The sequence below is a fragment of the Pseudoxanthomonas sp. 22568 genome, assembly GCF_052044485.1.
GTDB lineage: Bacteria > Pseudomonadota > Gammaproteobacteria > Xanthomonadales > Xanthomonadaceae > Pseudoxanthomonas_A > Pseudoxanthomonas_A beigongshangi.
In genome coordinates this window covers 269,833-290,994 of record NZ_JBQENC010000005.1, presented here as the reverse complement: position 1 = coordinate 290,994, position 21,162 = coordinate 269,833, and the positions used below count along the sequence as shown (strand labels likewise).

General features: G+C 68.2%; 18 protein-coding genes. 7 read left to right on the top strand and 11 right to left on the bottom strand.

Annotation, left to right across the window (positions count from 1 at the left end):
* Nucleotides 1-21: 21 nt before the first annotated feature.
* Entirely contained in the window at nt 22-1,182 is a 1,161-nt protein-coding gene (locus ACTJI2_RS08860) for a lactonase family protein (protein ID WP_440841843.1), read from the bottom strand.
* 185 nt (nt 1,183-1,367) lie between these two features.
* Between ACTJI2_RS08860 and ACTJI2_RS08855 the strand changes: the two genes are divergently transcribed.
* Both ACTJI2_RS08855 and ACTJI2_RS08850 read left to right on the top strand, forming a co-directional pair.
* Nucleotides 1,368-1,898 (top strand): GNAT family N-acetyltransferase, encoded by a 531-nt coding sequence (locus ACTJI2_RS08855; protein WP_440841841.1) that lies wholly within the window; start codon nt 1,368-1,370, stop codon nt 1,896-1,898.
* A gap of 89 nt (nt 1,899-1,987) precedes the next feature.
* Nucleotides 1,988-3,007 carry an MBL fold metallo-hydrolase gene (locus ACTJI2_RS08850; protein ID WP_203322264.1) on the top strand — a complete coding sequence of 340 codons (1,020 nt, stop codon included), beginning with the start codon at nt 1,988-1,990 and terminating at the stop codon, nt 3,005-3,007.
* A 9-nt stretch (nt 3,008-3,016) separates the two neighbouring features.
* On the opposite strand, the gene ACTJI2_RS08845 is transcribed toward ACTJI2_RS08850, so the two are convergent.
* From ACTJI2_RS08845 to ACTJI2_RS08835, 3 genes are all read right to left on the bottom strand, one after another.
* The gene (locus ACTJI2_RS08845) at nt 3,017-4,396 is read right to left on the bottom strand and encodes an ATP-binding protein (protein WP_183640342.1); all 1,380 of its coding nucleotides are present in this window, start codon (nt 4,394-4,396) and stop codon (nt 3,017-3,019) included.
* Nucleotides 4,397-4,398: 2 nt separating this feature from the next.
* Nucleotides 4,399-5,064, bottom strand: a complete 666-nt coding sequence (locus ACTJI2_RS08840; protein ID WP_440841840.1) for a response regulator transcription factor — start codon at nt 5,062-5,064, stop codon at nt 4,399-4,401.
* Nucleotides 5,065-5,190: 126 nt separating this feature from the next.
* The gene (locus tag ACTJI2_RS08835; RefSeq protein ID WP_440841839.1) at nt 5,191-7,965 is read right to left on the bottom strand and encodes a M16 family metallopeptidase; all 2,775 of its coding nucleotides are present in this window, start codon (nt 7,963-7,965) and stop codon (nt 5,191-5,193) included.
* 60 nt (nt 7,966-8,025) lie between these two features.
* Here ACTJI2_RS08835 and ACTJI2_RS08830 point away from each other — a divergent pair, with 60 nt between their 5' ends.
* Complete coding sequence (locus tag ACTJI2_RS08830) at nt 8,026-8,748, top strand: pseudouridine synthase (RefSeq protein ID WP_183640349.1); 723 nt, start codon at nt 8,026-8,028, stop codon at nt 8,746-8,748.
* Nucleotides 8,749-8,818: 70 nt separating this feature from the next.
* Here ACTJI2_RS08830 and ACTJI2_RS08825 read toward each other — a convergent pair whose 3' ends face one another.
* From ACTJI2_RS08825 to ACTJI2_RS08815, 3 genes are all read right to left on the bottom strand, one after another.
* On the bottom strand, nt 8,819-9,208 hold the full coding sequence (locus ACTJI2_RS08825) for an MAPEG family protein (RefSeq protein WP_183640356.1): 390 nt from the start codon (nt 9,206-9,208) through the stop codon (nt 8,819-8,821).
* Nucleotides 9,209-9,401: 193 nt separating this feature from the next.
* Nucleotides 9,402-11,108 carry a M28 family metallopeptidase gene (locus ACTJI2_RS08820; protein WP_440841837.1) on the bottom strand — a complete coding sequence of 569 codons (1,707 nt, stop codon included), beginning with the start codon at nt 11,106-11,108 and terminating at the stop codon, nt 9,402-9,404.
* 63 nt (nt 11,109-11,171) lie between these two features.
* Complete coding sequence (locus tag ACTJI2_RS08815; RefSeq protein ID WP_183640362.1) at nt 11,172-11,834, bottom strand: hypothetical protein; 663 nt, start codon at nt 11,832-11,834, stop codon at nt 11,172-11,174.
* Nucleotides 11,835-11,996: 162 nt separating this feature from the next.
* Here ACTJI2_RS08815 and gpmI point away from each other — a divergent pair, with 162 nt between their 5' ends.
* The 3 genes from gpmI (at nt 11,997) to ACTJI2_RS08800 (ending at nt 16,215) form a co-directional block, all read left to right on the top strand.
* Complete coding sequence (gene gpmI, locus ACTJI2_RS08810) at nt 11,997-13,550, top strand: 2,3-bisphosphoglycerate-independent phosphoglycerate mutase (RefSeq protein ID WP_440841836.1); 1,554 nt, start codon at nt 11,997-11,999, stop codon at nt 13,548-13,550.
* Nucleotides 13,547-14,797 (top strand): murein hydrolase activator EnvC family protein, encoded by a 1,251-nt coding sequence (locus tag ACTJI2_RS08805; protein WP_440841835.1) that lies wholly within the window; start codon nt 13,547-13,549, stop codon nt 14,795-14,797. Before gpmI ends, ACTJI2_RS08805 begins: the two co-directional genes overlap by 4 nt.
* A gap of 95 nt (nt 14,798-14,892) precedes the next feature.
* A complete protein-coding gene (locus tag ACTJI2_RS08800) occupies nt 14,893-16,215 on the top strand; it encodes a S41 family peptidase (RefSeq protein ID WP_183640369.1) in 1,323 nt (440 codons plus the stop codon).
* Between the two features lie 13 nt (nt 16,216-16,228).
* Here ACTJI2_RS08800 and ACTJI2_RS08795 read toward each other — a convergent pair whose 3' ends face one another.
* The 4 genes from ACTJI2_RS08795 to ACTJI2_RS08780 all read right to left on the bottom strand — a co-directional run bounded on the left by ACTJI2_RS08795 (nt 16,229) and on the right by ACTJI2_RS08780 (nt 19,570).
* Entirely contained in the window at nt 16,229-17,086 is an 858-nt protein-coding gene (locus ACTJI2_RS08795; protein WP_440841834.1) for a class I SAM-dependent methyltransferase, read from the bottom strand.
* 63 nt (nt 17,087-17,149) lie between these two features.
* Entirely contained in the window at nt 17,150-18,418 is a 1,269-nt protein-coding gene (locus tag ACTJI2_RS08790) for a cation:proton antiporter (protein WP_192198134.1), read from the bottom strand.
* 84 nt (nt 18,419-18,502) lie between these two features.
* The gene (locus tag ACTJI2_RS08785; protein WP_183640377.1) at nt 18,503-18,823 is read right to left on the bottom strand and encodes a DUF1820 family protein; all 321 of its coding nucleotides are present in this window, start codon (nt 18,821-18,823) and stop codon (nt 18,503-18,505) included.
* 60 nt (nt 18,824-18,883) lie between these two features.
* Nucleotides 18,884-19,570: a rhomboid family intramembrane serine protease gene (locus ACTJI2_RS08780; RefSeq protein ID WP_141454517.1), complete on the bottom strand. Its 687-nt coding sequence runs from the start codon at nt 19,568-19,570 to the stop codon at nt 18,884-18,886.
* 227 nt (nt 19,571-19,797) lie between these two features.
* Here ACTJI2_RS08780 and ACTJI2_RS08775 point away from each other — a divergent pair, with 227 nt between their 5' ends.
* Nucleotides 19,798-21,162, top strand: coding sequence for an outer membrane protein transport protein (locus tag ACTJI2_RS08775; RefSeq protein ID WP_440841833.1), 1,365 nt, complete (start codon nt 19,798-19,800; stop codon nt 21,160-21,162).

The window sequence follows — 21,162 nt, the reverse complement described above, 5'->3', positions numbered from 1 at the left end:
CGCCCGCGCGGAAGATCCGCGCTAGCGGCCGGACAGGCCATAGGCGGCCGGCGAGCCGGACGTGAACGTCAATCCCGGCTGCGCGACCAGCGTCTCACCGTCCAGCCGGAACACGTGCACGCGGCGATCGATCATGCTCTGCGCGAACACCGTGCGTGCATCATCAAGGAATCCGACGCCCTGCGCCCAGCCGCCGAATCCGGTTTCCGCCACGCGTCGCAGCCGTCCCGACTCGATGGCCAGCACCACCAGCCGGCTGTCCGGCGAATACAGCGGATGCGAGCGCGGGAGCGTGCTCATGTTCTGCAGGGCGGCGGCCGCATGGCGGCCATCGGGCGCGCAAGCCACGCCTTCCGGTGACATGCCGACGGAGGCGGTGTCGATGACACGTGGCAACGCGCCGCGCGTGTCGATCAGGCTGATCGTGTCGACATCGCCGGTCACCTTGCCGTAATTCGCGACCACCGCCAGTCCGGTGTCGCCGCAGAACGACAGCGCGGTGGGGCCGACGCCGGCGCTCATTTCGTGGCGGGCGGGGAGGACCGGTCGGCCCTGATCCGCCGCGAGCCAGGCGATCCGCTGGCTGCCTGGCAGGCTCACCAGCGCATGCGCGCCATCGGCGCTGAACGCCGTCGCGATTGGCGCGCTGCCCGCTTCGAAGCGCACCACCTCGACGACTTCCCAGATGCCGGCGCGTTTCTCCAGCACGCTGACGCTGTCGGCGCCGGTATGCGGCACCCAGGCATGGCGGCCATCCGGATGCAGGCTCACCGACGAAGGGGCCGCCACCAGGGTCAGCGTCTGCGACACACGCATCGGTGTCGAGGCCAGATCGATCACCGCCATCGCGGGATTGGCGGTGAAGGCGCCGGCGCGTTCGGGATCGGCGCGGGTGAAGGCGGTGACCAGCGCCTCGCGTCCGTCCGCACTGATCGCGATGCTGGAGGGCGGTCCCTGGAAACTGATCGGCACTTCGACTTCGCCGAGCAGGCGCAGTTGTCCGTTGGTGGTGTCGTAGAACGCCGCGCGATCCGGTGCGGGTGTCCCGAGTATTTCCACCTCGCCGTTGTTCATCCGCGCCTTGCCGTCCAGGGCGATGCCGAGCACCTGGGCATGCGCGGGCGCGACGGCGAGCAGGCAGGCCAGGAGGCACCCTCCGGCAGATGCGACACGACCAGGCATGGAGGCGTTCCGGAAGAGGGAGGCCAGAATCCTAAGCGCATTCGCGCCAGCCGCGTGTTCAGCCGGCCGACTTCATGAACGCCGGCATGCCGGTGCCGACCGGAAGCGGGTGACTTAAAGCCCTTTTAATGCCGCCGGCGCAGGATGCGCCGCGACGCAGTGCAGCCCCCACCCGGAGGAATCCCGTGAACCTGTTCCCCGCTCTCGTGCCACGCGGTCGCGTATCGCCACCCACCTTTCCCGCCGCGGCCGGTTACACCGTCGCCCGGGTTTCCCGCCGCGATATCGAGGTGCTGATGGCGTTGTGCGACCTGCAGCGCGACCACGGCCGGAGTCCGGCGGCGGACGATCGGGAGACATCCGCGGGCCTGCTCGAACTGATGGAAGCGCTGTTCGATCCACCGCTGCGCGCCTGGGCCTGGATCGCGCGCGACGGCGAGGCCGCGGTCGGTTATGCCGCCGCCACCGTGGGTTTCTCGTTGCTGGAGCGCGGCTACTACCTGCGACTGGAATCGCTGTACGTGGATCCGGCGCATCATGGCCGCGACGTGGAAGCACGCCTGCTGGCTTCGGCGAGTGCGACGGCGGCGCAACTGGGATGCTTCGCCGTGCAGTGGCAACAGGGCGCTGGCCTGCCGCCGCTGCAGCTCACCGGCGCCAGCATCGGCGACGGCCGCTGCGGCATGCTCCGCCTGTCCACTCCGACCGCATCATGAGCCGCGGGCGCCGCCGTTCCTCCCCCCGGCGGCGCCCCGGCCGGCGCGTCGCCGCCTTCTTCCTGTTCCTGATCGCCGGAATGCTCTACATGTCCCTGTCCGCCTGCAGCACCGTCCCCTATCCGCAGTCACCGCAGTACCGCGAGCGCGCGTTCCACAATCCGGTCGAACCACGCCAGCCGGCCACGCGGGAAATCCCCGGTCTGTGGTGGCGCTTCATGTTCGGAAAATCCGATCGCACCGTGCCGCCCGCCGCATTGCCGGTCCGGAAAATCACCCGTGCGGAACTGGACGCGGCCGCGGATGGCACGCTCTATCGCATCGGCCATTCAACCATCCTGCTGAAGCTCGAAGGCGGCTACTGGATCACCGATCCGGTGTTCTCCGAGCGTGCCTCGCCCGTGCAATGGGCGGGACCCAGGCGCTTTCACGCGCCGGCGATCGCACTGTCCGAGCTTCCGCCGCTCGCCGGGGTCATCCTGTCGCACGATCACTATGATCACCTGGACAAGGCGACGATCCGGGCACTGGCCGCGCGTGCCGAACGCTTCATCACGCCGCTGGGCGTGGGTGATCTGCTGGCGCGCTGGGGCGTGCCCAAGGATCGGATCACGCAACTGGACTGGTGGCAGTCGGTGCGGGTGGGTGGCCTGCACTTGACTGCCACCCCCGCGCAGCATTTCTCCGGACGCGCGCCGTTCCAGCGCAATCCCACCCTGTGGGCCTCCTGGGTCATCGAGACGCCGCGCCAACGGATCTTCTTCAGTGGTGACACCGGCTACTTCGCCGGCTTCCGCGAAATCGGCGAGCGGCTGGGACCGTTCGATCTGACCCTGCTCGAATGCGGCGCCTACGATCCGCTGTGGGAAGGCGTGCATATGCTGCCGGAGCAGAGCGTGCAGGCGCACCTGGATCTGCGCGGCCGCTGGATGATGCCGATCCACAACGGCACCTTCGATCTGGCCTTCCATGACTGGAACGCGCCGATGGAATCGGTCAGCGCGATCGCCGCCGAGCGTGGCGTGGCCTTGAGCACGCCGATGATCGGGCAGGCGGTCGCGGTCGACGCGCCGCAGGCGTTCACGCCGTGGTGGCGCCTGCCGCGTTGAGCGGAGGCGTCAGCGTCCCGGATCCGGGAACCGCACCCGGATCGACAGGCCACGTCCGTCGAGCCCGTCGTCCAGGGTGACCTCCGCGCCATAGGCCTGGGCGATGCGCCGGACCAGTGACAGGCCGATGCCGCTGCCGCGCTCGCCATTGCCGTTGCTGCCACGGAAGAACCGGTCGAAGATCTGCGCGCGCTCTTCCCGCGGCACGCCCGGGCCGTTGTCGGTGACGGTCAATTCCACGCACGCGCCGTCCAGGCCGCGACCACAGGCCACCACCACCCGGCCGCCTTCGCCGCTGTAGCGGATGGCGTTGTCGATCAGGTTGCGCACCAGCACGCCCAGGTCGTCGAGATCACCGGACACCGGCGCGACGGCGGTGTTCAGCACGATGGTCTGCTGCCGGCGCGAGGCCATGATCTCGAACTCGCGCACCACCATCGTCACCACGTCGGCGAGTTCGACCGTCGCGTGGTCATGGCGACGCTGCGAGGCATCGATGCGGGCCGAGTCGAGCAACTGCTGCGCCAGCCGCGACGTGCGTTCGATGCCGTGGGCGAGCTGGCCCAGTGCCTGCCGGGCGTCGGCCTCGCTGCCGGCGCGCAGCGCGACCTGCGTCTGGGTCTGCAACGCCGCCAGCGGCGTGCGCAGTTCATGCGCGGCGTCGGCCAGGAATTGGCGCTCGCCGTGCATCGCGTCGGCCAGCCGGGACAGCAGGCCATTGAAGGATTGCACCAGCGGCTGGATCTCGCGCGGAATGCCGGCCGTGGGCAGCGGGGCCAGGTCCAGCGCATCGCGCTGCGACATCAGATTGCGCAGGCGATTCACCGGCCGCAGGCTCCAGCCGATCGCCGCCCAGATCGCCAGCGCCAGCCCCACCATCAGCGCCACCGCCGACAGCAGGGTGATCTTCACCCACCAGGCAACCTCGGCCCGCAATTGCTTGCGCGACATGCCGACCTGCACCTGCACGCGTCCGCTGGCGTCGGTGACCGCGTAGACGCGCCAGTTGTCGCCCGCGGTGCGGGTGTTGGCCAGTCCGGTCCGGAAACTGGGCTGCAGCGGGGTCTTCGGCGCGCCATTGGACGACACGATGCTCTCGCGGCGCTGCAGGCTCCAGACCTGGAAACGGATCTTGTCGAACTTGTAATTGGGCTGGGCGGGCAAATCCGCCGGCAGTTGCAGGCGCGAACGACCACCGACGGTGTCCACGTCGCTCGGCATCGACATCAGGATCTGCTGGCCGATTTCGCGCAGCGATTGATCCCAATGCCCGTTCTGCTGCCGCGAGACCTGCACGTACTGGCAACCCAGCCAGATCAGCCAGCCGATCAGGCTGACACCCATCAACGTGGCCAGCAGCTTGCCCTTGAGCGAATGGTGGCGCCTCATCCTCATTCCACCTCGCCGACGCGGTAGCCGAATCCATGCACCGTGGTGATGAAGTCGTCGCCGAGCTTGCGTCGCAACTGGTGGATGTAGACGGCGATGGTGTTGCTCTCGATGGTGCCGTCGCCGCCGTAGACCAGCGATTCCAGCGCGTCGCGCGCCACCACCCGGCCCTGGCGTTCCATGAGTGCCATCAGCGTGCGGTACTCGTGCACGCCCAGCTTCACCGACTGGCCGCCGCGGGTGACCGTGCGGGCGGCCGGATCCAGGACCACGTCGCGGTAGGACAGCACCGGCGCCACCCGGCCCTGGCTGCGCCGCACCACCGCGCGCAGGCGCGCGCACAGCTCGTCGGTCTGGAACGGCTTGACGATGTAGTCGTCGGCACCGGCGTCCAGGCCGCGCACGCGATCGCTGAGCTGGTCGCGGGCGGTGACGATGAGTACCGGGGTGGTGTCGTAGCGCTGGCGCAGCGCGTTCAGGACATCCAGGCCGGATCCACGCGGCAGGCCCAGATCCAGCAGGACCGCGGCGAAGGCGTGGTCGATCAGCGCGGTCTTGGCGGCGCCGGCGTCCTCGGCGCGGGCGACGTCCCAGCCATCCTGGCGCAGTGCGGCGGCCACGGCGTCGCCGAGCATGCGGTCGTCTTCCACCAGCAGGATCGGGGTCACGGCGAGGTTCCGGAAAAACAGGGGAACCGATGGTAAACCGCGCGCTTTAAAGCCGTCTTAATCCGCCCACGGCAGAACGGGCGGGGAGGGACCCGGGCAGGGTCCCGTCCGTCCCGGCTTCCGGTCCTACTGGGCGGATTGTGTCGCGGCCGCCTTGGCGAAATCGCCGGCCAGGTACACGCTCAGCGTTTCCGGCTTGAGGTGCTTGCGGATGGCGGCATTGACCTGTTCCAAGGTCAGTGCGGCGTAGGCGGCATCCAGGTCGGCGGTGAACTGCATGGTGCGGCCGAAGTACGCCTGATCGGACAGCATGCCGGCGACGGCGCCGTCTTCGGCGCGGCCCTGGCGCCGCTCGGTCAGCGTGCCGGACACGGCATCGCGCAGCTCCTCCCCGGTGATGCCGTCGCGGACCAGCCGCGCCAGTTCCTCGCGGATGGCGGCTTCCACCTTGGCCATGTTTTCAGGGGCGGCGATGGCCTGGATATTGAAGCTGCCATTGTCGTCGGTGCCTTCGCGGCTGTCGTCGGCGCGAACCGCGCTGGAGACGCCGTAGCTCAGGCCTTCCTTCTGGCGGATGCGATCCCCGAGTCGCGATTTGAGCGCGCCACCGCCGAAGATGCGGTTGGCGATCAGCATCGCCGGATAGTCGGGGTCGGTGACCTTGAGCGACAGGTTGCTGCGTGCCAGCAATACCGCGTTGGGTTTGTCCGGCGTGGACAGGCGCTGGTGGGTCGCGGCGACCGGCGTGTAACGGGTGTTGATCGGCGCATACGGATGCGGCGAGTTCCAGCCCGCGAACAGGGATTCCAGCTGCGCGCGCACCGCCACCGGATCGAAGTCGCCGACCACGGCGATTTCGCCCTCGGCGGTGCCGTAGAAGTCACGATGGAACGCCGCCAGATCCTCGCGCTTGAGCGCCTTCACCGCGGCGATGGCCTCGTCGAGGGTTTCGATGTGCAACGGATGGCCCTTCGGCCAGGGGTCGAAATGATGCGCCAACGCCTGGCCCGCGACCGCGCCGGGCTCCTTGCGGGAGGCTTCCATGCCGGTGAGCGCCTGCAGGCGCAACTGTTCGAACTCGCTCTCGGGGAAGGCCGGGTGGCGCAGGATGTCCGCCGCCAGCGCCAGCGCGTCGGCCAGTTGGGTGCGCCGGCTCAGCAGCGAAATCCCGGCGCCCTGCAGGCCGCCGCTGACGCTGGCCTGGGTCTTCAGCGCCTCGAACCGTTGATCGATCTGTTCCCGGCTCAGCGTGGTGCTGCCACGCATCAGCATGGCGCCGGCCAGGCCGGAGGCATCCTGCCGGCCGGTCAGCGAAGCGACGTCGCCGAAGCGGAAGTTGGCATCCACCACCACCGTCTCGCCGCGGGTCTTGCGCGGCAGCAGGGCCACCCGCAGGCCATTGCCGAGGGTGAAACGCTGGGTGCGCGCCTCCAGGTTCTGCGGCGTGGGATCGAACTGTTCGCCGGCCGAGACGGCGGGGCGCCCGACATAGCCGTCCACCAGCTTGGCGATTTCCGGGCGCGGGGTGATGGTGACGCGCTCCGGCGGATCGGTGGGGATGAAGCGGCCGAGCGTGCGGTTGCTGGTCTTCAGGTATTCGGCGGCCACCCGGTTGACGTCGGCGGCGGTGACCTTGGCGATCGCGTCGCGGGTGACGAACAGCAGGCGCCAGTCCCCGGCCGCCAGGAACTCCGACAGGCCCATGCCGACCGCGTTGACGTCGGTGAAATAGAGTTCGTAGGCATTGGCGATGCGCTGCTTGGCTTCCTCGACTTCCGCCTCGGTCACCGGCGTGCGCGCCACGCCTTCGACCTGGGCCAGCAGTTCCTGCTCGGCCTTGGCCGCGTCGCCATCCTTCGGCAGCACCGCCAACGCGGTGAACAAACCGGGATCGCGCAGTGATTCGCTGCCGGCGCCGCTGCCGGCGGCGAGGCGCGGCTGCACCAGCGTCTTGTGCAGGCGGCCGCCCGGCGTGTGTCCCAGCACATTGCCCAGCACGCTCAACGCGGGGCTGTCCGGATGGCCGGCGGCGGGAATGTGGTAGGCCGCGGCGACGATGCGCACGTCGCCGGCACGGCGCACATCGACCTGGCGTTCGCCGTCCTGCGCGGGCTCGGCGGTATGGAAGGCGGGCAGCGCGCGGGCGGGTTTCTTCAGCGGACCGAAATGGGCCGCGACCCGCGCCAGCGTCGCCGCCGGGTCGATGCGGCCGGCGATGATCAGGGTGGCGTTGTCCGGCTGGTACCAGGTGCGATAGAAGCCCTGCAGGCGTTCGATCGGCACGCCTTCGACGTCCGAACGCGCGCCGATCGTGCTGTTGCCGTAGTTGTGCCACAGAAACGCGGTCGAGCGGATGCGCTGGAACAGCACGCCGCCGGGATTGTTCTCGCCCGCTTCCAGTTCGTTGCGGACCACGGTCATCTCGCTGTCCAGATCCTTGCGCGCGACATTGGAGTGGACCATGCGATCGGCTTCCAGTCCCAGCACCCAGTCGAGGGTGGCGTCGTCGGCGGGGAAGGACGCAAAGTAATTGGTGCGATCCAGCCCGGTGGTCGCATTGAACTGGATGCCGCGCTTCTTCATCTCGCCGCTGATGTCGGCGTGGGTGGGCGTGCCCTTGAACAGCAGGTGCTCCAGCAGGTGCGCCATGCCGGTCTCGCCATAGTTCTCGTGTACCGAACCGACGCCGTAGACCAGGTTCACCGTCACCGTGGGCTTGCTCGCATCCGGGAACAGCAGCACCCGCAGGCCATTGCCCAACCGGTACTCGCTGATGCCTTCGACGCTGGGGCCGGCGACCACGCCGCGGGGCAGCGCGGTATCCGCGAAGGAGGCCGGCGCCATGCCGAGGCTTAGCGTCAATGCCAGGCCCAATGCGAGAATAAGGCGGCGTGGTTGCATGCAGGACTCCCTGTAAACGGCAACCCGCAGTGTCGCAGATTTGCGGGAGCCGGACGTTACATGAGCGATAGTGAGAGCGGTCACGACATTGGCGGCGTGCTGTACCAGGACGCGGACCTGGCCATCATCGACAAGCCGGCGGGACTGATGGTCCATGACAGCAAGCTGGCGCGCGGCGAGACCGAGTTCCTGGCCGACCGCCTGCGCGAGCGTTTCGGCAGGCCGATCTTCCTGATCCACCGGCTTGACCGCGCGACCAGCGGTTGCCTGTTGATCGCCTTTGATCGCGATGTCGCCTCGGCGCTGGGCCGGACATTCATGTCGCGCGAAGTGGAAAAGGACTACCTGGCCATCTGTCGAGGGTGGCCGGAACCGCAGATCGACCTCGACTATGCGCTCGATGGCGGACCCGGCAAGCCGGAGAAGCGACCTGCGTCGACCCGGTTTACCCGGCTGGCGACCGGCGAATTGCCCCTGCCGTCTGCGGGGTTCTCAAGTTCACGCTACGCGTTGCTGCGCTGCCGGCCGGAAACCGGGCGCTTCCGCCAGATCCGCCGGCATCTCAAGCACCTGTCCCACCACCTGATAGGCGACAGCAGCCACGGCGACGGCCGCCACAACCGCAATTTCCGCATGCATGGCGTGCATCGCATGTTGCTGCATGCGGTGCGGCTGTCGTTCCTGCATCCGCTCAGTGGCGCGCGAATCGAAGCCATCGCGCCGCTGGACGCCGAATTCCGCCGCGCCTTCGCGCTGTTCGGCTGGGACGAATCGCTGCGCTGACCGATCCCTTCAGCGGAGCAAGCTCGGCTCTACCCGGGTGTAGAGCCGAGCTCGCTCCGCTGCTGTTCGGTCAGGCGATCTTCAATGCCGCCATCACGATCAGCGCCAGTGCGCTGGCGAATCCGACCGCCCACACCAGGCTGCGCAGCGCGGCCTGGTTGGCGATGTAAAGCACGCCGTGCAGCACGCGCGTTACCGTGAAGACGATCGCCAGCAGATTGATGGTGGCGGGATCGACACCGGCCAGTTGCGCCATCAGCACGCCGGCGACGAAGGCCGGGAAGGATTCGAAACCATTGAGGTGCGCGGCGTGGGCGCGATGCGAGCGCGGATTGTCCTGCCTGGCCTGCCACTCGCGCGGCGCGCGGTTGTTGTAGCGCTCGCCCGAACGCTTGGCGATGGTGACCCACAGATAGGGCAGCAGGGCGGTGATCAGGATGCACCAGTAAGCGATGGACATGGATTCCTCCTTGGATTGCCGCATAGCCTAGCCGAAGCCCGCGCGATGGAGCGCTTCGATGTACTTCCCGGCTTCGGCGGCGGAACGGGCCGCGGTGGGAAACAGGTTCCGATCGGAAGTACTCGCCGGTCGGACCCACCCCGGAAACAGCAACGGCGCCCTGGGGCGCCGTTGCCGTCAATGCCGCGGAGGCTTACTTCGCCGCCGGTTGCATCATCTTGTCGCGGGCCGCCTTGAACGGATTGCCCGGATACCAGTTCGGCCACTTGTCGCCGCCGGCGATGTCCTTGCCGACGCCGTACAGCGCTTCCAGATCCTGCACCGTGCCGTCCAGCTTCCAGGTTTCCGGATAGTACTGATCGCTCGGCGAGTGGTAGTGCCTGGCGTAGTCCTCGGCCGCCTTCTTGCCGGCCTCGGTGCCGCCCTCGACCAGATCCTCGCCGCCATCGGCGTACAACGCCGGCACGCCGGCCTTGGCGAAGTTGAAATGATCCGAGCGGAAGTAGAAGCCGCTCTGCACCGAGGTCTCGCCGTGCAGGGTGCGGCCCTGCGCGGTGGCGATCGGCTTGAGCACGTCTTCCAGCTCCGAGCTGCCGAAGCCGACCACGGTGATGTCCTTTGCCTTGCCGGCCACCGACATCGCATCGATGTTGATCACCGCCGCGATCTTGGCGAGCGGGAAGGTCGGATGGGCGACGTAGTACTTGGAGCCGAGCAGGCCGGACTCTTCCAGGGTCACCGCCAGGAACACCAGCGAACGCTTCGGCTTGGGTTCCTGATGGGCGAAGGCGTCGGCGATTTCCAGGATGCCCGCCACGCCGGTGGCGTTGTCGATCGCACCGTTGTAGATGTTGTCGCCGGTCTCGCCTTCATGCTTGCCCAGGTGATCCCAGTGCGCCATGTACAGCACCGCCTCGTCCTTGCGATCGGTGCCCGGCAGCACGCCGACCACGTTGCGCGAGTTCTTTTCGCTGATGGTGCTCTTCAGATCGATGGAGGCCTTGGTCTTCAGCGTGACCGGCTTGAAGCCGCGCTGATTGGCGGCCTTGTACGAGGTGTCCAGATCCAGGCCGGCGTCGGCGAACAACTGGCGGGCGGCGTCGGCGGTCAGCCAGCCCTGCACCGGGATGCGGCGCTCGGGATCGTCCTTGGCCGGCAGGTCGTACTGCGCGCCGGACCAGGAATTCTTCACCACGTCCCAGCCGTAGCTGGCGCCGGGCGTGTCATGGACGATGAACGCGGCGGCGGCGCCCTTGCGCGCGGCCTCCTCGAACTTGTATGTCCAGCGCCCGTAATAGGTCATGCGCTTGCCTTCGAACAGCTTCTCGTCGCCGGTGTGGAAGCCGGGATCGTTGACGAACATGACGACCGTCTTGCCCTTCCAGTCCTGGCCGGCATAGTCGTTCCACTGCTGTTCCGGCGCGTCCACGCCGTAGCCGACGAACACCATCTCGCTGGCGTCGACCTTCACTTCCTTCTCGCCGGTGCGGGTGCCGGCGACGAAATCCACGCCGAACTTCAGCTCGCGCGTCTTGCCGTTGCTTTCCAGCTTCAGCACGGTGCCTTCGTCGGCGGTGGTCTCCACCATCGGCACGTCCTGGAAGAAGCTGCCGTTGTTGCCCGGCTGCAGGCCGATGCGCTTCATCTGCGCTTCCAGGTAGGCGACGGTCTTCTCCTCGCCGGTGGAACCGGGACCGCGGCCTTCGAATTCGTCGGAAGACAGCGTCTTCACCAGTTGGGCGAAGTCGGCCTCGTTGATGGCCGGGGCGAAGGCGTGATCCGCGGGTGCCGGCGCGGCGGGCGCGGTGGCGGCCGGTGCTTCGGCGTCAGGCTTCTTGCACGCGGCGAGCAGGGTGGTGGCGGCCAGCACGGCCGCCGCCAGAGGGAGCTTGCGGGACATCGGGATTCCTCAAATCCAGGAATCCCGAGTGTATGCGATCGTCCCGCGCGATGTGCCCGGCGCTCAGTCGGCCGGCGCGGTCGGCGTATCGAACGGGCGTGCGGTGGCGCCGGTGACCGGGCCGATCTTGGCCGTACGGTGGACGTAGAGGACCACTTCGCGCTCGAACACCAGCGGGCCGTCGACGGTTGCGTTCGGGCCGATCACGATGCGGGGCGGACGCTTGCGCTCGATGTTGAAGTTGCCCTTGGGCTTTTCGACCTTCAGCCCGCCGCGCACGTGCGAATCCACGCCCACGGTGACGTCGCCGTTGACCGTCTCGATGCTGCCGCCGACTTCGGTGCCGACCAGGCCGATGCCGCCGTTGACCGTGGAAACGCCCTCGCGCACGCGGCTGCCGCGATCCAGGAAGATCGGACCGTTGACGGTTTCCACGTCGCCGTCCACCTGGACCTTGCTGCCGGCGCGGATGCCGCCGTTGACCGTTTCCATGCCGCCGGTGCGGGCGCCATCGCCGATCTTGAGCGAACCGTTGACGGCTTCAACCGAGCCCGTCGTGGCATTGTCCTCGACGACGATGGAGCCGTTCACGGTGCTGAGGTCGCCGTGGCTCTGGCCGGCCTGGGCGGTGATGGAGCCGTTGACCTTGGAGATGTCGTTGCCGGCGAAGGCGGGTGTGGCCGCCAGTGCCAGGGTCAGCAGCAGGGCAGGGGAAGTACGGGTCATGGTGAAGTCCTGTTCGTCGAAAGTACGGGTTGGATGCCGGGGTCGCCCAAAGGGTTTAACCGGGCCTGGCGACGGGACCTCCCGCCGCGTTCAGGGTAACGCCGCCATCGCAGTACGCTTCGCTACAATCTTCACCTGCCTGAAGTCACCGGAACCCCCACCGTGTCCCCAACGCCGTCCGCCTCCCCGCGTCCCAAGCCCGTCGTCCTGCTGATCCTCGATGGCTGGGGCCACCGTGAAGATCCCACCGACAACGCGCTGGCACAGGCGGAACTGCCGAACTGGCGCCGCCTGCTGGCGACCGCGCCGCACACCCTCATCCACACCGAGGGCCGCCATGTCGGCCTGCCGGACGGCCAGATGGGCAATTCCGAGGTGGGCCACATGAACCTGGGCGCCGGCCGCATCGTCTACCAGGACCTGACCCGCATCGACGCCGCCATCGAGGACGGCAGCTTCTTCGACACCGCGGAGCTGGCGGCGGCCTGCGATGCTGCCAAGGCCGGCGGGCATGTCCTGCACGTGTTCGGCCTGCTTTCGCCGGGCGGGGTGCACAGCCACGAGAACCACATCTTCGCCATGCTGGAACTGGCCCATCGCCGCGGTGTGCCGAAGGTGGCCGTGCATGCCTTCCTGGACGGTCGCGACACCCCGCCGCAATCGGCCGAACCCAGCCTGCGCGCGCTGCAGGATGTCTGCGCACGCTTGGGCAATGCCAGCCTGGCCACGGTCAGCGGCCGCTACTACGCCATGGATCGCGACAAGCGCTGGGATCGCCTGCGCAAGGCGTGGGATGCCATCGTCGAGGCGCAGAGCGAATACCGTGCCGCCGACGGGGTGGCCGCGTTGCAGGCGGCCTACGCGCGCGGCGAGAACGACGAGTTCGTGCTGCCCACGGTGATCGACGGCGCGCAGCCGATGGCCGATGGCGACGCAGTGGTGTTCATGAACTTCCGCGCCGATCGCGCGCGCCAGTTGACGGCCGCGTTCGTCTCGCCGGATTTCGACGGGTTCCAGGCCCGCCGCCCACGGCTGTCGCGCTTCGTCTGCCTGACCGAGTACGACGCGAAACTGCCGGCGCCGGTGGCGTTCCCGCCGGATGACCTGCGGCACACGCTGGGCGAACTGCTGGCCGAGCAGGGCCTGACCCAGCTGCGCATCGCCGAGACCGAGAAGTATGCCCACGTGACGTTCTTCTTCAGCGGCGGACGCGAGGATCCCTTCGCCGGCGAGGAGCGCATCCTGGTGCCCAGCCCCAAGGTCGCGACCTACGATCTGCAGCCGGAAATGAGCTGCCCCGAGCTGACCGCCAAGCTGGTCGACGCGATCGGTTCCGGCCGCTTCGACGTGATCGTCTGCAATATCGCCAATCCGGACATGGTCGGTCACAGCGGCGATCTGCAGGCCGCCATCCTCGCCGCGCAGGCGGTGGACCAGGCCATTGGTGCGGTGGACGCCGCGGTGCGCGCCGCGCACGGCGCGCTGATCATCACCGCCGATCACGGCAACCTGGAGATGATGCGGGATCCGGAAACCGGACAGCCGCACACCGCGCATACGGTTGGGCCGGTGCCGCTGGTCTACGTCGGCGAGCGTGCGGTGAGGCTGCGCGCGGGTGGCGCGTTGCGCGACGTCGCCCCGACCCTGCTGGATCTGCTGGGCCTGCCGCAACCGGCCGAGATGTCCGGCCAGTCGCTGATCGCCGCCGCGCAATGACGCGTCGCCTGCTCCGCACCGGCCTCGGCCTGCTGATCGCGCTGGGCGTGATCAGCGGAGGCGTGTCGGCGCAGAGCCAGCGCGACGCGCAGAAGAAATTGGAAAAGGCGCGCGGCGAACTGAAATCGATCGCCCAGGAGCGGCGCAAGCTGGAGGGCGAACGCGGCGATGCCTCGCGCAAGCTGCGCGAGGCCGACGAGCAGGTTGGCCGCAGCAGCCGCACGCTGTCCGAAACCGAATCCTCGCTGCGGCGCGAGGAGGCCGCATTGGCCGAACTGCAGCAACGCCGCGAGGACATGCTGAAGCGGCTGGGTGGACAGCGGGAACAATTGGCCGCGCTGGTGCGCTCGGCCTACATGACCGGCGGCGACGCGCCGCTGAAGGTGCTGCTGTCGCAGGACAGCGCCGCCGACGCCAGCCGTACCCTGGCCTATCACCGCTACCTGCAGCGGGATCGCGCCGCCCGCATCGACGGTCTGACCACCGAGCTGCGGGCGCTGGCGCAGGTCGAACAGGACATCACCAGCCGGCGCGCGCAACTGGATACCGATCGCCAGCGCCTGCGCGGACAGATGAACCAGTTGCAGAAGGATCGGCAGAGCCGGGCCCGCCTGGTGGCCGATCTCGATCAGCGCTACCAGGACCGTGCCGACCGCGAAAAGGCGCTCGGCCAGGATGTGCGGTCGCTGGAGCGCCTGCTCGCCAACCTGCGGGCGGCGGCGGCGCGCGCCGAAGCCGAGCGCCGTGCGGCCGCGCGCAAGGCGGCCGAGGAGCGCGCGCGCGCGCAGGCCCGCCAGGGCGCCACGCGAGGCGCGCAAACCCCTTCGCGCCCACGGCCGGAAGTGGCCAACGCGCCCGCATTGAAGGTTGGCGGGCTGGGCTGGCCGCTGTCCGGAAACCTGCTGGCCCGCTATGGCGGGCGGATGCCGGACGGTCGTACCAGTTCAGGCGTGCTCATCGGTGCGCCGGCCGGCAGCACGGTGACCGCGGTGGCCGACGGCACGGTGGTGTTCTCCGAATGGATGACCGGCTACGGACTGATCCTGATCATCGACCACGGCAACGGCTACATGAGCCTGTACGCGCACAACGAGAGCCTGTTGCGTGACACCGGCGTCCAGGTCAAGCGTGGTGATCCGGTGGCCAAGGTCGGCACGTCCGGCGGCCAGGGCACGCCGGCGCTGTACTTCGAACTGCGCCGCAACGGTCAGCCGGTGGACCCGGGCAGTTGGCTGCAGCGGCGCTGAACCGGAACGCCATTCACCGCCGGTTCGCGCATAATCGGGCGAACTCCGTGGACCGCGCGGGGTCCATGGTTCCGCCGCTTTCCCACGGAGTTTCGATGCGTTCTTTCCTGCCCCTGGCCCTGTTGCTCGCCCTCGCCGGCGCGCCCGCGTTCGCGCAAGAGACCGCCAAGGAACCGGAGGTGGGCGCCAGCGACGATCCCTCCGCCGCCGAGACCGCGCCCTCGAAGGTGCCGCTGGAGGAAATCCGCCGGTACGTGGCCGTGTTCAATGCGGTCAAGGAGGCCTATGTCGAGCCGGTCGAGGATCGCAAGCTGATGCAGTCCGCCATCCGTGGCCTGCTGCTGGATCTGGATCCGCACAGCATCTATTTCGACAAGGAAGACGCGCAGGCCTACGACGAGCAGACCTCCGGCGCCTATGAAGGCATCGGCGTGGACCTGCTGCAGCAGCCGGACAATACCCTGCTGGTGGTCTCGCCGATCGACGACACGCCGGCGGCCAAGGCCGGGATCAAGGCCGGAGACGTGATCGTGGCCATCGACGGCAAGCCGATCGAGAAGACCGATGGCATGGAACCGCTACGCGGCAAGCCCGGCAGCAAGGTCACCCTCACGCTCGTGCGTGAAGGCACCGCCAAGCCATTCGACGTCAGCCTGGTGCGCGACGTCATCCGCATCGCCAGCGTGCGCAGCCGGATGCTGGAACCGGGTTACGGCTACGTGCGGATCAGTGCGTTCCAGACCGAGACCGCGGCGGACTTCCAGAAGCACGTGGCCGACCTGAAGGCGAAGGGCAAGCTGCGCGGGCTGGTGCTGGATCTGCGCAGCAATCCGGGCGGCCTGCTGCTGGCGGCGGTCCAGATCGCCGACGATCTGCTGGACAAGGGCAACATCGTTTCCACCCGCGGGCGCATCGTGGTCAGCGATTCGCGCTTCGACGCCACGCCCGGCGATCTGCTCGAAGGCGTGCCGGTGGTGGTGCTGGTGGATGCCGGTTCGGCCAGCGCTTCGGAAGTGCTGGCGGGCGCGTTGCGCGACAACCAGCGCGCGCGCGTGGTCGGCAGCCGTACCTTCGGCAAGGGCTCGGTGCAGACCGTGCTGCCGCTGGACAACGGCGATTCGGTGAAGCTCACCACCGCCCGCTACTACACGCCCAGCGGCAAGTCGATCCAGGCGCGCGGCATCGTCCCGGACGTGGAACTGCATCCGGAAACGAAAGACGGCGAGCCCGGGATCATCGACTACAGCGAGGCCACCCTGCCCGGTCACCTGCGTGGCGATGACGAGGGCCAGGAAGGCTATACCGCGGGCGAAGTGCTGGACGGCGAGAAACCGATCGCCGCCGCCCTGGCCGAGTTGAAGAAGCAGCTCGCGTCCGCGCCGGCCACGTCGGCGAAGGCACCACCGGCGCGCCGCTGAGCCGGCGGCGGCGTCAGGCGGAGCGTTCCGCCACCAGGCCGTACATCAATGGCAGGCTGGGCATCGTCGCCGGCGGATACATCCGCCGGCCCTGCGCTTCGCGCATGCCGTCGAATCCACGCCAGCCGTTGGCGTAGGGATACTCCTGCAACCGGCGCAGCCGCAGCCCCGCGCGCAACAACGCATCCACGACTTCGCCCAGGCTCCACTGGAATTCGTAGCTCGGATGCGGATTGCGGAAATCCCGTACGCCGGGCTGGTTGCCGGAAGGCGCCAGCGCCTCGCCGGACAGTGCCACGTAGTCGCTGACGCCATCCTCCCAGACCAGCGGTTCGCCATGGGCGAAGTAGGGATACTTCGGCTGCCATTGCGGATCGAAAATCATCGCCACCGGATGGAACTCGACGCAGACGAAGCGTCCGCCAGGTTCCAGCACTTCCGCCAATCCACCTGCCCATGCATCCAGATCCGACAGCCAGCACAACGCGCCGTAGGAACTGAAGGCGATGTCGAACCGCCGTCCATCCGCCCGTGCCCGTTCGAACCAATCGTATACATCGGCGCGCTCGAACCCGGCACGGATGCCCGCGTCGCCCGCCAATTGGCGGGCGAACTCGATCGCGGCATCGCTGATGTCCACGCCCGTGATCTGCGCACCGAGTCCGGCCAGGCTCAGGCTGTCCTGGCCGGCGTTGCACTGCAGGTGGATGAGCCTCCTGCCGGCGATGTCACCCAGCAGCGCGATCTCTTCCGGGAACAGCGTACTGCCGCCGGCGCGGAAGAACGACGCCTGATCGCGCTTGTGGCTGTTGTGCGCCACGGTGGCGGCATTCCAGGAATGGCGATTGCCTTCGTGCAGATCCTTGCGCATGGCCGATCGGGGAGCGGGAAGGGAGTGGCGATTCTAGGCCATCCATCCCCGCGAACCGCACGGTCAGGGCAGCGAGGGATCCCCGGCCATCGGCGGACTGGCGGCGCGGCGGTCGCGCATGATCCGATTGAACAACGGTGTCGCCATCAGGGTGGTGAGGATCGCCATGATCACCAGGATCGAGAACAGGCCCGGTTCGATGACGCCGGCCTGCAGGCCGATGTTGATGATGATCAGTTCCATCAGGCCGCGGGCGTTCATCAGGGCGCCGATCGCCATCGCGTCACGCGGCGGCTCGCCCGACAATCGCGCCGCCGCCCAGCAGGCGATCGCCTTGCCGCCGAACGAGGCCAGCAGGATCGCGATGGCCGGCAGCAGCATCGCCGGATCCATGAACACCGACAGTTGGGTCTTCAGGCCGGAATAGGTGAAGAACAGCGGCAGCAGGACCACCACCACCATCGGCTGCAGCAGTTCGCGCAGGCGTTCGGTGAGCACGCCGCGCGGCAGGCAGGCACCGAGGATGAAGCCGCCGAACACCGCGTGGATGCCGATGGCGTCCATCGCCCATGCGCACAGGAAGAACAGGGCCATCACCCAGGCCAACACCGAGGACGGCAGCGGTCCCTGCTCCGGCACGCGCGTAGCCAGCGGTGCCAGCAGGCGCCGGCCCGCCAGCAGCATGAAGCTCAGGTAGGCGATGCCGCCGCCGATCGCCAGCCATGCCTGCGCCCAACTGCCGCCGAAACTGGCCAGCACGATCGCCAGGATGCACCAGGCCGCGGCGTCGTCCATCGCGCCCGCGGTGAGCGCCAGGGTACCCAGCGGCGTTCCGGTCAGTCCGCGCTCGTGGATGATGCGCGCCAGCATCGGGAACGCGGTGATCGCGATCGCCGCGCCGAGGAACAACGCGACTTCCAGGAAGCGGGTCTTGTCCGAGAACAGCCCCGGCACGTGCTGCAGCCAGGGAGCCAGCGCGAACGCGAGCAGGAATGGCACGGCGATGCCGGCCCAGGACACCGCCATCGCGCTGCGGTAGCGCGCGCGGAAATGATCGGCGCGGAACTCGGTGCCGACCAGGAACATGTACATGCCCACGCCGACCTGTCCGCCGACATACAGCATGTCCAGGGTCGGCTTGGGAAACAGCGCCAGCTGGGTCTCGGGCATCAGCGCGCCGAACAGCGAGGGGCCCAGGGTGACGCCGGCGATCATCTCGCCGACCACCTGCGGTTGTCCGAAACGTTGCGCGAGGCGGCCGACCAGGCGGCAGACCAGGATGATGATGCCCGCCTGCAGGAAGAAGTAGACGGACAACTGCGGCGTGGACATCAAGACAACCCCGGGACTCGACGCGCCATCATAGGCGGTCGGCGGGGACGGCGGAGCGTACTGGCGGTTACCCGCCGGCGCCGGTCAGCGCGGCTTGGCCGGCAGCGGGAACGGGGTGACCACCTTCTCGCCGGTGGCGGCGTCGCGGATGGCCGACTGGCCTTTGCGCTCGACTTCCTCGACCCGGATGATGCTCTGCATCGGCAGGTGCAGGACGCGCGTATCGCCGAACTCGTCGCGCAGACGCTCCTCGGTGGGATCCACCACCAGCCCGTCGTGCAGATCGAAGACCAGCTCGCCCACTTCGGTGAAGCCCCACAGGCCGCTGGCGCCCACGTGGCCCGCATACAACTCGTAGACCTTGTTGTGGTTGAGGAAGGTGACCTTGTAGAGCTTCTTTGCCATGGGGCGGGGAGTGGGGAAACCGATGCGATGGGGGGAAAGTGAGGCCGCCCCGCCGCCGCTTCAATAGCCCTGCCGCTTGCGCAGGCGCCGGGCGATGGCGGCGCGGACGAACAGGGCGAACACCACCCCGAACAGGAATCCGGCGATGTGCGCCGACCAGGCCACCGCGCCGAAGGCCGGGCCGGTGTAGGCGAACACCACCTGCAGCAGCGCCCAGATGCCGATCAGCAGCGAGGCCGGCGCCTTGACGAATTCCAGGAACAGCCCGAGCGGCAGCACCACGCCGAGCTTGGCGGTCGGGAACAGCGCCAGGTAGGCGCCGATCACCGCCGAGACCGCGCCGCTGGCGCCGATCACCACCCGGTCGGGCGCACCGATGGTGAGCACCGCGGCCAGGTTGGCGACCGCGCCGCCCAACAGGAACAGGATCAGGAACCGCCACGGCCCCATGGTCCGCTCGGCCGGCATCCCGAAGATCAGCAGGAACACCAGATTGCCCAGCAGGTGGGCCCAGTCCGCATGCAGGAACAAGGCGGTGAACAGGCGCAGCACGCTGCCGTCCTGGAGATCGGCCAGCCAGGCCGGCAACGAGGTCAGGCCGCCGGACAACGCGCCCCATTCCTGCAGCAGCAACGCACGATCCGGTTGCATCGCCGCCCACAGGAACGCCAGCCACAACAGGCCCAGCAGCGCGGGCGTGGCCCAGCGCAGCGAAGGCTTCCGGCGGGAGGGCAAGGAGACGAACATGCCGCCTCACTTTAACTCGCAGCGCCTGTCACCCGTGTCGTTTCCCTGTTCAGGAAAACCCCTCGGACCGTGCCAAGAGTTTGTTAGCTTTCGGTTAGAAGACATGGGTATACTGCATACGGCGTCGTATGTCGGGAGGGGCTTCCGGCGGACGAACCGGCGGGCATAACGCCGGTCGCTTCCAGCGGCGCATTGACCGTAACCCACGTCCTCCGGAGAGAGACACCATGCATTCCGTCAACAGTTTTGCCCGTATTTCCGCGCTGGCCTTCGGCATTGCCGGCGTTCTGGCTTTCGGTCAGGCGCACGGCGCCGCGTTCCAGCTGAAGGAAAACAGCGCCAAGGGTCTCGGCCGCGCGTTCGCCGGTTCGGGCAGCGCCCCGGGCGACGCCTCGGTGATCGCGACCAATCCGGCCGCGATGCGCCACATGAAGGAAACCCAATTCCAGGCCGACGTCAGCGCCATCAGCTTCTCGGCTGATTTCGAGGGCGGCGGACGCCTCGCCGGTCCGACCGGCGCGGGCACCGGCATGCCGATCTCCGGCGGCAACGGCGGCGACGCCGGCACCATCGCGGCGGTTCCGGCCGCGTACTTCCACACCATGATCGGCGAGAAGGCCCACCTGGGCGCGTCGCTGACCGTGCCGTTCGGCTTCAAGACCGAATACGACCGCAACTGGGTCGGCCGCTACCATGGCGTCAAGACCGACCTGAAGACCGCCGACCTCGGCCTGGCGATTTCCTATGACGTGAACCCGTACGTGTCCTTCGGCGCGTCGGTGTTCGTCGAGCGCCTGGAAGTGGACCTGAGCAACGCCGTCGATCTGGGCGCGGTGATGTTCTCGCAGGGCGGCGGCGCGCTTGGCTTCCTGCCGGGCAACGCCGACCTGTACAGCCAGCTCGAAGGCAGCAGCAATGACTGGGGCTTCACCGTCGGCGGCCTGTTCAGCGTCAACGACCAGACCCACATCGGCCTGAGCTACCGCTCCAAGGTCAAGCACGAGATCACCAACGGCAAGGCCACCTTCACGGCGACCAATGCCCGGGCCACCCAGGGCCAGGCGGTGCTGGCCGCGCGCGGCCTGTTCGTGAACACCGGTGGCCGCGCGAACATCGAACTGCCGGCCTCGGCGACCCTGAGCTTCACCCGCCAGGTCAACGACAAGCTGACCATCATGGCCGACGTGACGCGCACCTTCTGGGCGCCCTCGTTCGACGCGGTCACCGTCGATTTCCAGTCGAACCAGCCGAACAACGTGCTGCCGTTCCACTACCGCGACACGACCTTCAGCTCGATCGGTGCGGACTACCGCCTGAGCGACACGCTGACCCTGCGCGGCGGCGTGGCCTACGACCAGACCCCGACCACCGCCGAGCACCGCGACGTGCGCGTGCCGGACACCAGCCGCAAGTGGCTGTCGCTCGGCCTGACCTGGGCGCCGTCGGAAAAGGCGGAGTACAGCTTCGGCTACACCCACCTGTTCACCAAGGACCCGACCGTCGATCAGGTCTCGGCGACCGGCAGCACGCTGTCCGGTTCCTACGACGTGGCGGGCGATGTGCTGGCGGCTTCGATCAACTACAAGTTCTGA

Excerpts from the sequence above, each read along its gene's own strand:
- ACTJI2_RS08860 (WP_440841843.1), bottom strand. The coding sequence starts at position 1,182 with ATGCCTGGTCGTGTCGCATCTGCCGGAGGGTGCCTCCTGGCCTGCCTG.
- ACTJI2_RS08850 (WP_203322264.1), top strand. The coding sequence starts at position 1,988 with ATGTCCCTGTCCGCCTGCAGCACCGTCCCCTATCCGCAGTCACCGCAG.
- ACTJI2_RS08845 (WP_183640342.1), bottom strand. The coding sequence starts at position 4,396 with ATGAGGCGCCACCATTCGCTCAAGGGCAAGCTGCTGGCCACGTTGATG.
- ACTJI2_RS08835 (WP_440841839.1), bottom strand. The coding sequence starts at position 7,965 with ATGCAACCACGCCGCCTTATTCTCGCATTGGGCCTGGCATTGACGCTA.
- ACTJI2_RS08830 (WP_183640349.1), top strand. The coding sequence starts at position 8,026 with ATGAGCGATAGTGAGAGCGGTCACGACATTGGCGGCGTGCTGTACCAG.
- ACTJI2_RS08825 (WP_183640356.1), bottom strand. The coding sequence starts at position 9,208 with ATGTCCATCGCTTACTGGTGCATCCTGATCACCGCCCTGCTGCCCTAT.
- ACTJI2_RS08820 (WP_440841837.1), bottom strand. The coding sequence starts at position 11,108 with ATGTCCCGCAAGCTCCCTCTGGCGGCGGCCGTGCTGGCCGCCACCACC.
- ACTJI2_RS08815 (WP_183640362.1), bottom strand. The coding sequence starts at position 11,834 with ATGACCCGTACTTCCCCTGCCCTGCTGCTGACCCTGGCACTGGCGGCC.
- ACTJI2_RS08805 (WP_440841835.1), top strand. The coding sequence starts at position 13,547 with ATGACGCGTCGCCTGCTCCGCACCGGCCTCGGCCTGCTGATCGCGCTG.
- ACTJI2_RS08800 (WP_183640369.1), top strand. The coding sequence starts at position 14,893 with ATGCGTTCTTTCCTGCCCCTGGCCCTGTTGCTCGCCCTCGCCGGCGCG.
- ACTJI2_RS08795 (WP_440841834.1), bottom strand. The coding sequence starts at position 17,086 with ATGCGCAAGGATCTGCACGAAGGCAATCGCCATTCCTGGAATGCCGCC.
- ACTJI2_RS08790 (WP_192198134.1), bottom strand. The coding sequence starts at position 18,418 with ATGTCCACGCCGCAGTTGTCCGTCTACTTCTTCCTGCAGGCGGGCATC.
- ACTJI2_RS08785 (WP_183640377.1), bottom strand. The coding sequence starts at position 18,823 with ATGGCAAAGAAGCTCTACAAGGTCACCTTCCTCAACCACAACAAGGTC.
- ACTJI2_RS08780 (WP_141454517.1), bottom strand. The coding sequence starts at position 19,570 with ATGTTCGTCTCCTTGCCCTCCCGCCGGAAGCCTTCGCTGCGCTGGGCC.
- ACTJI2_RS08775 (WP_440841833.1), top strand. The coding sequence starts at position 19,798 with ATGCATTCCGTCAACAGTTTTGCCCGTATTTCCGCGCTGGCCTTCGGC.